This window comes from Mycobacterium sp., assembly GCF_044223235.1.
Taxonomy (GTDB): domain Bacteria; phylum Actinomycetota; class Actinomycetes; order Mycobacteriales; family Mycobacteriaceae; genus Mycobacterium.
Window position 1 is genome coordinate 17,347 of record NZ_JBGAME010000020.1, and the last position, 13,434, is coordinate 30,780.

10 protein-coding genes are annotated in these 13,434 nt (G+C 67.9%); 3 read left to right on the forward strand and 7 right to left on the reverse strand.

The features are described from left to right. Nucleotides 1-170 precede the first annotated feature (170 nt). From ADBZ6K_RS20065 to eccCa, 4 genes are all read right to left on the reverse strand, one after another. Nucleotides 171-467, reverse strand: a complete 297-nt coding sequence (locus ADBZ6K_RS20065) for a WXG100 family type VII secretion target (protein ID WP_526349914.1) — start codon at nt 465-467, stop codon at nt 171-173. A gap of 27 nt (nt 468-494) precedes the next feature. Continuing rightward, entirely contained in the window at nt 495-842 is a 348-nt protein-coding gene (locus ADBZ6K_RS20070; RefSeq protein WP_526349916.1) for a WXG100 family type VII secretion target, read from the reverse strand. A gap of 73 nt (nt 843-915) precedes the next feature. Then, nucleotides 916-2,109, reverse strand: coding sequence for a type VII secretion-associated protein (locus ADBZ6K_RS20075; protein ID WP_526349918.1), 1,194 nt, complete (start codon nt 2,107-2,109; stop codon nt 916-918). Beyond that, nucleotides 2,094-6,008: a type VII secretion protein EccCa gene (eccCa, locus tag ADBZ6K_RS20080; protein ID WP_526349920.1), complete on the reverse strand. Its 3,915-nt coding sequence runs from the start codon at nt 6,006-6,008 to the stop codon at nt 2,094-2,096. The genes ADBZ6K_RS20075 and eccCa overlap by 16 nt, the downstream gene beginning before the upstream one ends. A 130-nt stretch (nt 6,009-6,138) precedes the next feature. Here eccCa and eccD point away from each other — a divergent pair, with 130 nt between their 5' ends. Both eccD and mycP read left to right on the forward strand, forming a co-directional pair. Then, nucleotides 6,139-7,542 carry a type VII secretion integral membrane protein EccD gene (gene eccD / locus ADBZ6K_RS20085; RefSeq protein ID WP_526349922.1) on the forward strand — a complete coding sequence of 468 codons (1,404 nt, stop codon included), beginning with the start codon at nt 6,139-6,141 and terminating at the stop codon, nt 7,540-7,542. Then, the gene (mycP, locus tag ADBZ6K_RS20090) at nt 7,539-8,891 is read left to right on the forward strand and encodes a type VII secretion-associated serine protease mycosin (RefSeq protein ID WP_526349924.1); all 1,353 of its coding nucleotides are present in this window, start codon (nt 7,539-7,541) and stop codon (nt 8,889-8,891) included. The genes eccD and mycP overlap by 4 nt, the downstream gene beginning before the upstream one ends. On the opposite strand, the gene eccB is transcribed toward mycP, so the two are convergent. The 3 genes from eccB to ADBZ6K_RS20105 all read right to left on the reverse strand — a co-directional run bounded on the left by eccB (nt 8,862) and on the right by ADBZ6K_RS20105 (nt 12,121). Next, nucleotides 8,862-10,241, reverse strand: coding sequence for a type VII secretion protein EccB (gene eccB, locus ADBZ6K_RS20095; protein WP_526349926.1), 1,380 nt, complete (start codon nt 10,239-10,241; stop codon nt 8,862-8,864). The genes mycP and eccB overlap by 30 nt on opposite strands. Nucleotides 10,242-10,343: 102 nt before the next feature. Continuing rightward, on the reverse strand, nt 10,344-11,396 hold the full coding sequence (locus ADBZ6K_RS20100; RefSeq protein WP_526349928.1) for a polyprenyl synthetase family protein: 1,053 nt from the start codon (nt 11,394-11,396) through the stop codon (nt 10,344-10,346). Then, complete coding sequence (locus ADBZ6K_RS20105) at nt 11,393-12,121, reverse strand: hypothetical protein (RefSeq protein ID WP_526349930.1); 729 nt, start codon at nt 12,119-12,121, stop codon at nt 11,393-11,395. The genes ADBZ6K_RS20100 and ADBZ6K_RS20105 overlap by 4 nt, the downstream gene beginning before the upstream one ends. 37 nt (nt 12,122-12,158) lie before the next feature. Here ADBZ6K_RS20105 and ADBZ6K_RS20110 point away from each other — a divergent pair, with 37 nt between their 5' ends. Beyond that, nucleotides 12,159-13,433, forward strand: a complete 1,275-nt coding sequence (locus tag ADBZ6K_RS20110) for a hypothetical protein (protein ID WP_526349932.1) — start codon at nt 12,159-12,161, stop codon at nt 13,431-13,433. Nucleotide 13,434 lies beyond the last annotated feature (1 nt).

Below are 13,434 nucleotides of genomic sequence, written 5' to 3' on the forward strand. Positions count from 1 at the left end.
CGCGCGTGCCACTCACCCGCTGGCTACGGCGCGGTGGCCGTCACAATAGTTTACTTTCCGGGGTACAGATCACCAGGGCGCAACTGTGCGGTCCCGGGGGCTCTCCTCCCGCCGGGACCGCACAGGCCGGTCACAGGCGCCCTGCATCCGCAGGTACACCTGATCTCGGGTCAGTAACCCCACGCGCTGGCGGCGGCGCGATCGGTAGCCGCGACGTCATCGGCGCCGTCGCGCACCGCGTTGCCCAGGCTGAACAGGATCTCGTTGAGCGAAGCGGCCGACTGATCCCACCGGGACTGCTCGGTGCTGTAGGCCTGCGCAGCCTCGCGGGTCCACGCCTGCAGCAGCGGCGCGATCTGCGATCGCAGCTCGTCGAGGGCCGCGTTGAACCGCGCCGACGTGGCGTGGATTTCCTGCCTCACCGCGTACTCGATCTCGTCGAAGTTGTACGACAGAACCTGATCCATGGACTCTCTCCAATCCGTCGGCGGGGTCTACAAGGCGGTGGCGATGCCACCGATCCGATGGGCATGCTGATCGGCGGCCTCGCGCAGAGTCCGCTCATTGAGGCGGATGGTCTCGGCGATTCGTCCGAGTGCGGCGTGCAGCGTCATCGACTCCGCGTTCCATCGGTCCACCACATCCTTGAACCGGGTCGCGGCGGCGCCGCCCCACACCGACGGCGGCACGCTGGCCATCGCGCCGATGAACGACTGCAACATGGCCCTGATCTCTTCGTTTCGGGTGTCGACCTGGTTGGCGACCGCGGTCATGAGGTCGAAGTCGGTGGATAGTGATCCGCCGGTCGGGGCAGGCCCCTGAATGGGGGTCGGGATGGGCATGATGGGTCCTTCCGGTCCGGTGTGGGGCAACGTGGGTAGGACGTGGCGGGCGCCGCGGCGGTTCCGGGCGCGGTCAGGAAACCGCGCGGGCCGTGCGGATCGCCTCGTCGCAGGCCGGCCGCACCGACGATTCCCGGCCGATCCCGCTCCGGCAGCCGATGGCGATCCGCATGTCGCCATCGAGTAACACCGCCCACAGGATGTGCCCGCCTTCGCGGATCTCGCGGTAGGTGACGACGGGTTTGTCCGCCCGACGGTCGGCCGGGTTGAACTGGGTGAACACGCCGCCCGGTTGGCCGTCGAGCGCCGCGCGGATCACGTCGGCCGCCATCTGCAACGTCTGGCCCCGACGTACCCGGGACTGCACCACAAGCACCGCCGCGTCGGCGTCCGTCGGTGAAATGACCTGAACCCGTGGCGATCCCGGACCGGAAGTGATGCGCTCGACGCGCCATGCGGCAGGGACGTCGATGCTGACGCGCCCCTCAACGAGGGTCGTCACCGGTGGACTCCCGTCACGTGCGACGCGGTGGGCGGGCTCTGCCGCCAGCGCCGCACACAGCACCGCCGCCGAGATCGCTGTCCCCGCCAGCGCGGCGATGGCTCTGCGTCGTGTACCCACGCGGCGCCCGGCGTCGCGGTCACCCGTCGGCCGTTCACCGGGCGGCACATCCCAGTCGGCCGCGCGTCGCATCACCAGGTCGGGATCGGCGATCGACGCCGCACCGCCGCCCGCACGCACCTGTTCGCAGATCGCCGATGCAAGGCGGGACGCACCGTCCACGCCCGGTGGCACATCGACGAGCACCGCGGCCTGCCCGCCGACGGCGCTCGCGACGGCCGACACCACCTCGTCGGCTTCACCGAGGCGGGGCACCACGGCGACCATCGTCGCGTCAACCGAGACGACGACCAGGTCGGGTGCGATCTCGACCAGCGTCCGCGCCGCGGATCCGCCGCCCAGCACCCGCACCCGCTCGAGCACCACGACGTTGTCGGTGTGTCCCCGCACCGCGCCGCGGATCCGGACGGTTCGCCCGGGCGGCCACCACGACGGGACGACCAGTATCGCCGCGCCGGCACCGGCGAGCGGGGCGAGGACCTCATGCAGCAGGCCGGCGACCTCCACCGGTCGGTCACCGACCAACGCCAGGTCGTCGTCGATGCAGTCGAGCGCCAACCCGGCGGTGTCGGCGTCGATTCCGGCCGGTCCGCGCAGTTCGCAGGGCCCCACCTCGATGATCACCGCGGTCACGGCGGATCGCACCAGGCGACCTGGACCAGCTGAGCGGACCGCGCCCGGGTGACCAACGTGGCACGCCCCGGCGGAAGCGGCCCCGGGCGTACCGTCCCGAACAGGACGCCCTCTTCAGGACTGCCGCTCATGATCAATCCCATGCAGCCCAGGTCTTTCATCCGTGCCAGCATCGGATCGAACATCGCACGCGCGGCTCCCCCGGATCGGCGCGCCAGCACGACGTGCAGTCCCACATCCCCGGCGTGCGGCAACAAGTCGATCAGCGGGTTGAGGGGGTTGCCCGTCGCCGCGGCCACGAGGTCGAAATCGTCGACGACGACATAGATCTCCGGGCCCGACCACCAGGATCTGGCCCGCAGCTGCCGTTGTGTGACGTCGTCGCCGGGCATCCGCGCCGTCAGCATCTCCAGCAGATCCCTCAGCTGGGAAGTCAGTGCGGTCGCCGACATCGCATATCCGCGCAGATGCGCCGATTCCACAACACCAAGCAGTGTGCGGCGGAAGTCCACGATCATCAACTGCGCCGAGTCCGCGGGGGCGTTGTGCACGATGTCTGTGCACAGCATTCGCAGCGTCGCCGTCTTGCCGCACCGCGCCTCACCCAGGATGATCAGATGCGGCTGTTCCTCGAAGTCGATTGCCGCAGGGCGCAATTCGCGTTCATCGAGGCCCAATACGATCTGGGTGGCCGGCCGGGTCCGCGCGACGGTGTCCAGCGAGTCGTACCGGATGTGCGCCGGGAGCAGCTCGATCGGCGGTGCGCACCGACCCCGGTGCTGGCGGGCCAGTAATTCGGCGCTCGCAGCGATCGACTCGGTCAGACCCGCCGTCCCCGTGTGGCCGTCGAGTCTGGGCAGGGCGAGGACGAATTCATGTCCGGTGTTGGTGATTCCGCGTCCGGGAGGACAGTCTCCGAGGTCGCGGGCCCGCCGCCGGTCCATCTCGGACTCGGCGGGGTCACCCAGTCGCAATTCGATCCTGCTGCCGAGCTGATCCTTGATGGCGGGACGTATCTCTGCCCACCGCGATGCGGCGATCACCACGTGCACGCCGAACGACAGACCCTGAGCCAGCAGCGACGTGATGCGTCCTTCCAGATCCTCGAAGTCGTGCCGCAACGTCGCCCACCCGTCGATGACCAGGAACACGTCCCCGAACGGGTCATCGGCGACCGTCGGATCCGCCACGGCACGCAGCCTTCGGTACTCCGCCATGGAATCGACTCCGATCTGCCGGAACGCGCAGTCACGCGACCGCACAAGCGATTCCAGTTCCGCCACTGTTCGGCGCACCAGATCCACGTCGAGCCGTCCCGCCACCGCCCCGACATGCGGCAGCGGTCGCAGCGACGACAACGCGCCGCCGCCGAGGTCGATGCAGTAGATCTGCACCGCCTGCGGACCATGCGTCGCGGCCAGCGCCAACACCAATGCCCGAAGGGCCGTCGACTTGCCCGATCCCGGCCCTCCCACCACTGCCGCGTTGCCATGCCGGCCTGCCAGCGAGACGAGCAACGGATCGCGTCGCTGTTCGAACGGCCGGTCGACCAGCCCGACGGCGACACTGAGGGGTTCCCGTATCGGAGTCAGCACGGCGTCCAGCGGCGGTGAATCCCGTAGCGGCGCAAGCCACACCGGGTGGGCGGGCACGCCGTGCCCGGACAGCCGGTCGAGGACGGTTTCGAGCACGGTGGGCGCGCAGGCATGGCCCTGCGGTGCCTGGTTCTCCGTCGCGGGCAGCCGGACGGGCTGCGCCGTGAACGGCTGCGGTCGGCCCGCGCCGCCCTGGAGGACGTAGGCGCTGCGCACGCCCGCGCGGCCGGAGACGAACGCGGTGCGGAACCGGGTCAGCTCCCCAGACGCGGTCCTCAGATACGCAACGCCAGGGTCTGCGGGCAACTGGGCGGCGTCGGCGATACCCAGCACGGCGCGGGATTCACTCGCGGAGAAGGTCTTCAGGCAGATCCGGTAGGACAGGTGGGTTTCCAGTCCGCGCAACCTGCCCTCGTCGAGCCGCTGGCTGGCCAACAGCAGATGCATGCCCAGCGACCGGCCCAGCCGCCCGACCGCCACGAACAGTTCGGCGAAGTCGGGGTGCTGGCTGAGCAACTCGGAGAACTCGTCGACCACGATGAGCACCGCGGGCAGCGGCGCGAGGGAGGGGTCACGGGTGCGGGCACGCGCGTACTCGGCGATGTCGGCCACGCTGCCCGCCGCCCTCAGCGCCTCCTGCCTGCGGTTCAGTTCACCCGCGAGCGCGTCCTTCATCCGGGCGACGAGTTGCGCTTCGTCCGCGAGGTTTGTAATGACGGACGCGACGTGACGCAACCGGTCGAAGCCGGGGAAGGTCGCACCGCCTTTGAAGTCGACCAGGATGAGGTTGAGCGCATCGGGCGGGTGGGTGGCCACCAAGCCCAGCGTCAGCGTGCGCAGGAATTCCGACTTTCCCGAACCCGTTGCACCGATGCATAATCCGTGCGGGCCCATGCCGTGGTGCGCCGCCTCTTTGAGATCGAGTTCCACGACAGTACCGTCGTCGGCGACACCTATGGGCACTCGCAGGCGACGCCGGGGTTCGCGGATTCGCCACAGCGTCGCGGGATCGATACGGTTCGGATCGACACCGACCAACGCGGCCCAGTCGGGTGGTGCGGAGAGCCCGCCGACGCTCTCCGCCGACGATCGGTAGCGGGCCAGCCGTCGTGCACACGTCTCCGCTTGGTCACGCGTCATCGCGTCGGGTCGTGCCCACGCCGCTACACCGCTGTCGCCGTCGACCCGTAGGCCTTCCGCGTCGATGCGCAGGTGCAGGCCCGCGGGCGCGTTGTACCCGATCGCCAGCGCGGTGACACCGGGGATGCCGCCCAATTCGGCGAACCCGGTTGCGTCACCGTCAACGACGAGCACCGTGTGTACGGACTTTCCCGCCGCGGTTGTGCACAAGTCGGCCTCGGCCTCACCGAGCGTCGGATAGGTCATCCTGACCGGTCCTGCCGCATCCGTCAGGGTGGGATGCTGATGATGCGGAAGCCATTTGAGCCAATCCCATTCCCCAGCCCCGTCTTCGCCGGCGGCCTCTGCCCCGACAGCTTCTTCCCTAACCACTTCTTCCCTAACCACTTCTTCTTCCCTAACGACTTCTCCCCTGACGACGTCTCCCCCGACCACGGCGGCGATCCTCAGGTGTTCGGGACTGTGCAGGGCCGCCAGCTGGCACACGACGGCGCGGAGCAGGCGCCGCGCCGCGCGCTCGTCACCGTCGATGGCCACCCGTGGATGCGCGCACACCGCCACGGTGCGGGGCAGGTCGGCGACGTGCGATCGGTGCCTCATCACACGTCGCAAGGCCTCGCAGGTGACGGGATCGCGTTCGCCGGTGCGACCCAGCTCCGGCATCACCAGCCTTGTCGAGAGCTCGTCTAAGCCAAGCCCGACCCGCACGCGGCAGAAGTCGGCGTCGGCAGGACGCCTTTCCCACATCCGGGCGGTCCCGGCCAGGGTCCACAATGTCGAGGGGTCCGGATGGGTCCAATGCAGCGACTCGTGCTGCCGCACCGCGGTCGCCGCTGCCGCCGCGTCAAGTTCTGCGATGTAGTGCAGATACTCACGGCGATCCTCGTTGATCTCGGCCGCCCCGCCCGCTCCGCGCGCACTGTAGGCGACCGTGCCGACCAGCGAGGCCAGCATCATCACGGGGAACAGCACCAGCATCGGACTGCGCACGCCGCCGTGGCCGGACCGCAGATACACCACGACCATCCCGACGGCGGCGACGACCATCACGGCAGGCAGCAGCCGAGCGAGCGGATTGACCGCAGTGGGCCTGCGCACCTCTGGCGGAGCCTTGACGAGGATGTCGCCGGTGACGACCGCGGGTGCGGCCAAGCGGTTTTCGGGTATGAACTCCATCGGTAAATGGACGCACCGACTGACGATCCCGTTCCCACCCGGTCAGGCCAACACAGGCCAAATTGGTGCGATGCCGCCCCGCGGCGGCCGGTTACGGTATTGGCGATCGGGGTTTCACGGGGGTGACGTCATGCCGATTTCCAAGCCGGTTTCCCGGCCGATATCCAAGCCGATATCCAAGCCGATATCCCTGTGCCGGGTCTCCATCCACACCGAGGGCGCCGACGGGCCGACCACGACCGATCTCGCGCTTCCGGCCGCATTGCCGCTCGCGATGCTGCTTCCGTCGATCGTCGACCTCCTCGCGGGCAGCACCACCAGCCCCGTCCGGTGGCGGCTCTCCCGGATCGAGGGAACGACACTCGATGAATCGATGACGTTGGCGGAAAACGATGTTCACGACGGGAACCGGCTCCTGCTGTCGGCTGTCCAGCCGCCGCACGCCGCTGCCGACAATCGCTGCCTGACCGAGGTGGTCGCGGAAACCGTCCCCAGCCGTGGGCGCCGGCATCACCTCGGGGATGCGGTGAGCGCGTGGGCGGCGCTGGCAAGCGCTTTCGCATTGGTGTCCACGGCGGGAACACCTGCCTCCGGACACCTGGTCACCGCAGCTGCGATCTGCGCCGTCGCGGCGGGATTCGCCATCGTCAGACATCGGCAAGGGACATGCCAACGGGCAGGCGGACCGGCGTGCGTGACGATCGCCGTGATCACGGTGCTGTTCGCGGCGGTGAGCGGGTTCATCGCCGTTCCCGCCGGCCCCTCGGCAGCCAACTGCCTGCTCGCGGCGGCGGTCGCGGCGACGGTCGCCACGCTGCTGCTGCGCATCACCGGTTGCGGCACAACATATTTGACGGCCCTTACGGTGGCCTCGTCGATCGTAGCGGCCGGGCTGGCGCCCGCGGTCGTGTCACCGCTGCCCGTACAAGCGATCGGCGCGGTGCTGACCACGGTCGCGCTGGTTGTGCTGGGATTGGCGGCCAGGATATCGGTGGCGGTGAGCGGTCTGTCACCGGCGCCGCCGACCGACGACGACGCGGCACTCGGGAACGACACCGACGCGGAGAACGCCCGGTTGGCGGACAGGGGCCACAGGGTCCTCACCGGCGTGGTGGTCGGATCGGCCAGCGCTGCGGCGCTCGGCGCGGCGCTGGTGACGTGGGGATGCGTGTCGGGCCCGGCGTGGCGCGGCGGGGCCGCGCTGACAGCGGTTCTCGGTGTCGCGCTGCTGCTACGCGCCCGTTCCCACGCCTGCGGATTCTGTTGGATCTCGCTGGCGATGAGCGGGATATGTTCATTGACAGCGACATTCGTACTCGTCGTGGCCGCAGCGCCCGCTCACGCGTATTGGGCCGGCGCCGTCGTCGCCGGCGCGGGAGCTGGGGTGCGTTCGTCAGCGGTACATACAATGGCCAGCCCGATCTCGCGCCGCGCGGCCGACCTGCTGGAGTACGTAGTTCTGGCAGCGGTGGTGCCGCTGGCCTGTTTGGTGGCCGGGCTGTACTCCCTTGCCCGTGGCTGGACCCTGCCGTGACCCGCAATCACACGGCGGGAATCGCGGTGCTGTGCACACTCGCGGTCGCCAATGCACCTGCGGCGCTGGCGGTGTCACCTCCGCCGGTCGACCCCGCTGTGCTGCCCAAACCCGCCCCACCCGCCCCGCCGGGCCCCACCGAGTTGACGGGCCCGTGTTTCACCGCCCTGCATGACCGCGCCGTCACCCGCGGTGGCGACCAGTTCGCTGCACTCGACCTGCCGACAGTTTGGCGGCTCGCCCGCGGAGCGGGACAAACCGTGGCCGTCGTCGACACCGGCGTCAGCCCGCACCCGATGCTTCCCCGATTGATCCCCGGCGGCGACTACGTCTCCACCGGAGAGGGCACCGACGACTGCGACGGCCACGGCACCCTCATCGCCGGGCTCATCGCAGCATCGGCCGACTCCGCTGCGGGCGGGGCCTTCACCGGCATCGCACCGGAGGCGTCGATCCTCAGCATTCGCCAGTCCAGCAACAAGTTCCGGGCCACCGACCAACTCTCCGGATCGGGATACGGTGATGTGGAGACGCTCGCGATGGCCATTCGTACGGCCACCGATCTCGGTGCCGCGGTGATCAACGTGTCATCGGTGGCGTGCGTGCCGGTGGCCGAGGCGTTCGACGACCGGGCGCTCGGTGCAGCGCTGTCCTATGCGGTCGACGTCAAGAACGTGGTCGTCGTGGCCGCCGCGGGCAATACCGGCGGGCCGGGACAGTGCGGCGATCAGAACCCCACCGACCGCGACAGGCCGGCCTGGGATGACGTCCGGGTCGTCGCGAGTCCAGCCTGGTACGACGACTACGTGCTCACGGTCAGCTCCGTCGATTCCGGCGGTGCGCCATCACGATTCAGCCTGGCGGGGCCCTGGGTCGATGTCGCCGCGCCCGGCGAACACGTGGTATCCCTTGACCCCGCTGGCGATGGGCTCATCGACGCACTTCCCGCCGAGGACGGCGCTGCGCCGATAGCCGGCACCAGCTATGCGGCCCCGGTGGTGAGCGGGATCGCCGCTCTGATCAGGTCGCGCTGGCCGCAGCTGTCCGCGCGGCAGGTCATGCGGCTGATCGAGGACACCGCACATCACCCACCGGGTGGCTGGAATCCACTCGTCGGAAGTGGGGTGGTCGACGCGCTCGCCGCGGTGAGCGGTGGGGGCGTGGGCGGGCAGGCCGCCGACCACCCCCAGCCACCCGAATTCGCCGCCGCACCACCGCCGGCGCAGACGGACTCGCGGCCGCGTCGAGTCGCATTCGCTGGTGCCGCCGTATGTATCGCGGTGGCGACGGTGTCGGCGTTGAGCGCACTCGCGCGGCGGTCAGGCCGGCGTGCCGTCCCGCAAGACTGAGGCCGCCGCCTTGCTGAGTTCGGGACCGCGCGGCAGCCGGGCCAGCATCGGCCATGGCGCCGGTCGCGGCTGCCCGGACAGCCCGAGATGGGCGGCGGTGTCAGCATCCCGAACGCCGAATAGCACACCGAAGTCGGTGAGCATGAACAACGATCCGCCCACACCTCCGTCGCCGGTGACACCGGCCGAGCGGACATAGGCGCTACGGCCCGCGGGCATGGCGAACGCATCGACGGCGGGGCCGTCGCCATCGGCCTGAACCAGTTCGACCACGGCTGCCGACCCGTCGACCGGAAGCGAATCACCCACCGTGATCGACGTATTCGTCCTGCCACTGCCGCCATGCGGTGCCCATCCGGCACACAGCACCCGGCCGTCGACGACGCCTGTCCGCCGAGGAAATGTGCCGACGGGCAGCGTTTCCGCGGTGTGCGCCACGGCGATCGTATCCGCGGCGACGGTGCGGATGTCACCTGCGGGCTGCGCGACGGTGAATCGGATCAGATCGGCGGCCACCTCACCGATGCGTTGCACGGCACCGGCCAACACGACGTAGTACTCGGTCGCGTGGGCTCGCTCCAGCCGCACGACGGTTCCGACGGTGAAGCCCGCCAGCCCGGGAGACCCCGCGGCGGCGACTCGCGGTACCGCAATCGGCGGCGCCTCCGGCACCGATTGCAGTAGCGCGGGTGAAACCGGTCGTGGGACAACACCCTCCAACCCCAGCACGCGCACGACCGTCGCGTCCCGCAGGTCGACCCTGGCCCGCCAGCCGTCGTAGATCAGGTAGGTCGCCGACCCGTCCGTCACCAGGACGTTCCCATCCGAATCCGGCCCCGCCGTCGCATTCTGCGGATTCGTGCGGCCCACGATCAACGTTGTCGTTGATGCAGAATCGCAGATGGCCCAACTGATTTCATCGGATGAGAGCGGTTCGCCGATCGTTGCGGGCGCCCCGGCGATCCCCACCTGCGGTCCCCTCTTGGCGGCGGTGATCGCACCGGCGTGCACCGCACGGGGCACGTCGGGCGAGCCGACGATCAGCCGAGCGGAGGCCAGGTTGGATACCGGATGCCACGTGTCGCCGATCCGGACATACAGCGCCCCGGAGTCCCGGTCCATCACGATCGGCGCGGCATCGAGCGCGCCGAGCGGGCGAAGGAATGCCAGCACCGCGCACACCGCCACGATGATCGCCGCGACGCCGGCCCCGGCGATCAGTGAGAGCGACTGGCCGCGCAGCGGATCGTCGAGCATCCGGATGTCGCCGCGCACCAGCGCGTGCTCCATCCGTCGCACCAGGAATCGGTATCCGCTGAGTTCCAGCCGCGTTGTCGGTTTTCGTCCCATCGAGCCCCCAACCCTCGACCCTAATGGCGCGGCGGAAGGGTGATCGTCACCAATCGAGCACTGACGTGCTCGATTGGTTGCCGACTGCGCCGGCCACCGATGTCAGCGGCAGCGAGCCCACACATAGGGCACCAGCGACCGGAGAAAGTCCAGATCGGCACAAGGCCGGGCGTCGGCGAAGGCCTGTTCGAAGTACGCCTCGGCGACCAGCAGGATACCCTCGGCGTACTTGCGGGTGAAGTCGATGCTTCCAAGGTCGTCCATCAGGGTACGAACCTGACGCACCATCTCCTCGGTTCGCTCGACGCGGGTGCGGCGCAGATAGTCCCGCACCATTGCGCGGTTCTCACCCCGGGATGCGTCGAGCAGATGCATCAACGGAAGTGTCCGCTTGCCCTCGTACAGGTCTCCGAGGATCTCTTTGCCATAAGTGCGTTCGTCCCCTATCAGGTTGAGCAGGTCATCGCGGATCTGGAAGGCAGCACCGATGTGAAATCCGAAGCGCACCATAGGCTCCAGTGCCACAGCGCCACCCGATCCGATGATCGCGCCTACCCGCAGTGGGTGAATGGTGGTGTACCAGCACGTCTTGTGCATGATGAGCTCGAGATAGTCCTCGGGACCTAGGCCGTCGACGTCGTCTCTCTGCCAACCGATCTCGGTGGCCTGACCTTCGAGTGTTCGCAGGGCCATCGTGTCGAATTCGGCCCAAACCACGTCCGCCAATCGCCGGTCCATCTGTCGGGTAGCTTTGCGTAGCACTTGGCCGGCCAGCATTGCGACGCCGTCACCGGCGTTCAGCGCAACGCCCAGACCGTGGCTCGCCGCAAGTGTGGGCCTGCCCCTGCGCATCTCACTACCGTCAACGATGTCGTCATGGATGAGGAAGGCATTGTGAAGCAGTTCGATAGCGACCGCGACCCCCAGCAGCGAATCAGGCTCGGCGCCGAATGCATGGCCCGCCGACAAGCACAGGGCAGGGCGCAGTGCCTTGCCAGATCGCGACGGGTACTCGCGCATCGGACCGTACAGCCATTGATGCGGTTCGCCATCGGGCATCGCATCGAGCATCGAGTTGCGGACGAGCTTACCGATCTCCCGCAGCCGGTCCTCGACCCGGGCGATATGTACCGAACGGTCGGTGGCACCCGTCATTTCGCCGACAGTGCCACGGTGAGCACCACCGGCAGCCAATTGTCCAGATGGCCTCCGATCAGCAACGTGCCGCGGTACACGCCGTCCGCGACGTGTTCATCTACCTCGATGCGCACGCAGATCCCCCGGCTGCAACGCGGCGGCATCGGCACGGTCTGGGGATCCAGCGCGATCCGCCCCGAGTCGATCACGTCGCCGTCATGGGACAACAGGTCGCTGCAGCGAATCACGATGGCGCTCAGGTCCGTCGGTCCCTCGTTTTGCAACCAGACCTCGGTGGAGACCGGACCGGGCTGCGTCGCTTTGATAGTGACGCTGCTCCCGGAGCGGCCGCCGGCCAGGTCGAACATCGCTCTCGGTTCTGGCGGTCCACCCCCCCGCAACGAGTCCGCGAGTTGGCTTGCGATCGTCCTCCAGGACTCGACAAGCCGGTTGATGTCGGGATTCATTGTGCTGCTTAAAGTTTCACTCGCAGGATCGCCCAGCTCGGGCCCGGTGGTATTCCGCCGGCCGCTGCGAGCACTGGGTTCTGCGACCCGGACGAACCGATCGACGAGGTCGGCGGCGGCCCGGAATCCACGCGCCTGAATCTCGCCGAGCGCGCGCACATTAACCGCCGGATCAAACAACAAAGCCCACGGAACGTCCGATATCGCACCGTCTGCCCCGCGACCACCCTCCGTCAAGGGACGAACCTCGCCGTTATCCCGGTAATTCCCCGCCACAACGGTATGCTAAGCCCTTGACAGGGGGTCGTGGACAATGTCGATACTGCACAGTCAGATCGCCGTCTACGGCGAGATCGACAAACTCGTTGTCGAGGCTAGAAAAGGTCTGCTACCGAACTCGGTCTTGCCTGCCGTGGAGGCGATGCTTCCCAACTCCACCGGCTTCGGCGAGGCGGGCTGGTTCAGCGAGTTGGAGAGTTTTTTCAATCGCGAGGGCATTCGCAATCCCGACGCGCAGGGACGGATGCGGTTTCCTGACCTCGCCGCGGCGACCGAGGAACTGATACAGGTTCCACCCCCGGCTGAGCCGCCTTCGAGCGCATCCGAAGAATCAGGGCGCAGTGAACCACAGCAGACGGAACCAGATCAGAAAGGCAAGCGCGGGGCCGGTTTCGAACAACTGCTGTCCTACGACTCTCTGGCTGACCCCGCGCTGGCACGGGCCGGATACGGCTCATTCCTCCTGCTCAAACTCGACCGCATGTTGGGGAGTCGGTCTCTATTGAGCGACGAACTGCGGGACCAGCTCGTCCGTGTGCTCGATGTCGGGGTGGCGTCATATCCGCGTCCCGACAACGGCGCGAGCAGTATCACCTCCTTCATTCTCGGCGAACTTGACAATGTCAACACCAGAGAAGAGTGGACGCGGCTCACACGCGAACAGGTCAGTGCGGCGTTCGCCGCGAATTCCAGCCCCTGCTTTGGCACGCTGCAACAGATAAACGGACAGTATTGCAGCACGGTGGTTACGAACTCGACCGCCGAGGACCTCAGCGTCACCCAGATCGAACGCGTGGTCGAACCGATGAACTGGGACAAGTGCAGCAAGTTCTTCTGCCGCATGATTCAGAACACTCCCAATCGGAACCCTGACAAATGGAGTCGCGTGCGGGAAGAGGTCGGTGCGGAATGTGATGAGTATCGGCTCATCACCGACCTCATCTTCTACAAGGTGCGGCAGTCCGACGGCAGCATCTTCCTGAACTACGACATCGATCCGGACCGCAGCGACCCCGGGTACGTCGAAGTCGACAACGGCTACCTGTGGATAACGCCCGAAAACGACACCCGCGATCCGTCGAAAATGGGTGTGCGGATACGAACGAGCAAACAGGAGCACGTCAACGGGCTCAGCCCGTGCGCAACAGCGGCGCTCGCATGCCTGATGGGGTGGGCTGATGCCGGCAAGGAGATGCTCGCGGGTACAGCTCGCAAGTTGATCGAGTTCGAAGCTCATGGCGGCAAGGAACCCGGTGTCCTCAAGCCGTTCCACCCCTCTTCCGAGAACGACCCATACGAACAAGGATGAG

Excerpts from the sequence above, each read along its gene's own strand:
- ADBZ6K_RS20070 (WP_526349916.1), bottom strand. The coding sequence starts at position 842 with ATGCCCATCCCGACCCCCATTCAGGGGCCTGCCCCGACCGGCGGATCA.
- ADBZ6K_RS20100 (WP_526349928.1), bottom strand. The coding sequence starts at position 11,396 with ATGACGGGTGCCACCGACCGTTCGGTACATATCGCCCGGGTCGAGGAC.
- eccD (WP_526349922.1), top strand. The coding sequence starts at position 6,139 with ATGCCGATTTCCAAGCCGGTTTCCCGGCCGATATCCAAGCCGATATCC.
- eccCa (WP_526349920.1), bottom strand. The coding sequence starts at position 6,008 with ATGGAGTTCATACCCGAAAACCGCTTGGCCGCACCCGCGGTCGTCACC.
- ADBZ6K_RS20110 (WP_526349932.1), top strand. The coding sequence starts at position 12,159 with ATGTCGATACTGCACAGTCAGATCGCCGTCTACGGCGAGATCGACAAA.
- ADBZ6K_RS20065 (WP_526349914.1), bottom strand. The coding sequence starts at position 467 with ATGGATCAGGTTCTGTCGTACAACTTCGACGAGATCGAGTACGCGGTG.
- eccB (WP_526349926.1), bottom strand. The coding sequence starts at position 10,241 with ATGGGACGAAAACCGACAACGCGGCTGGAACTCAGCGGATACCGATTC.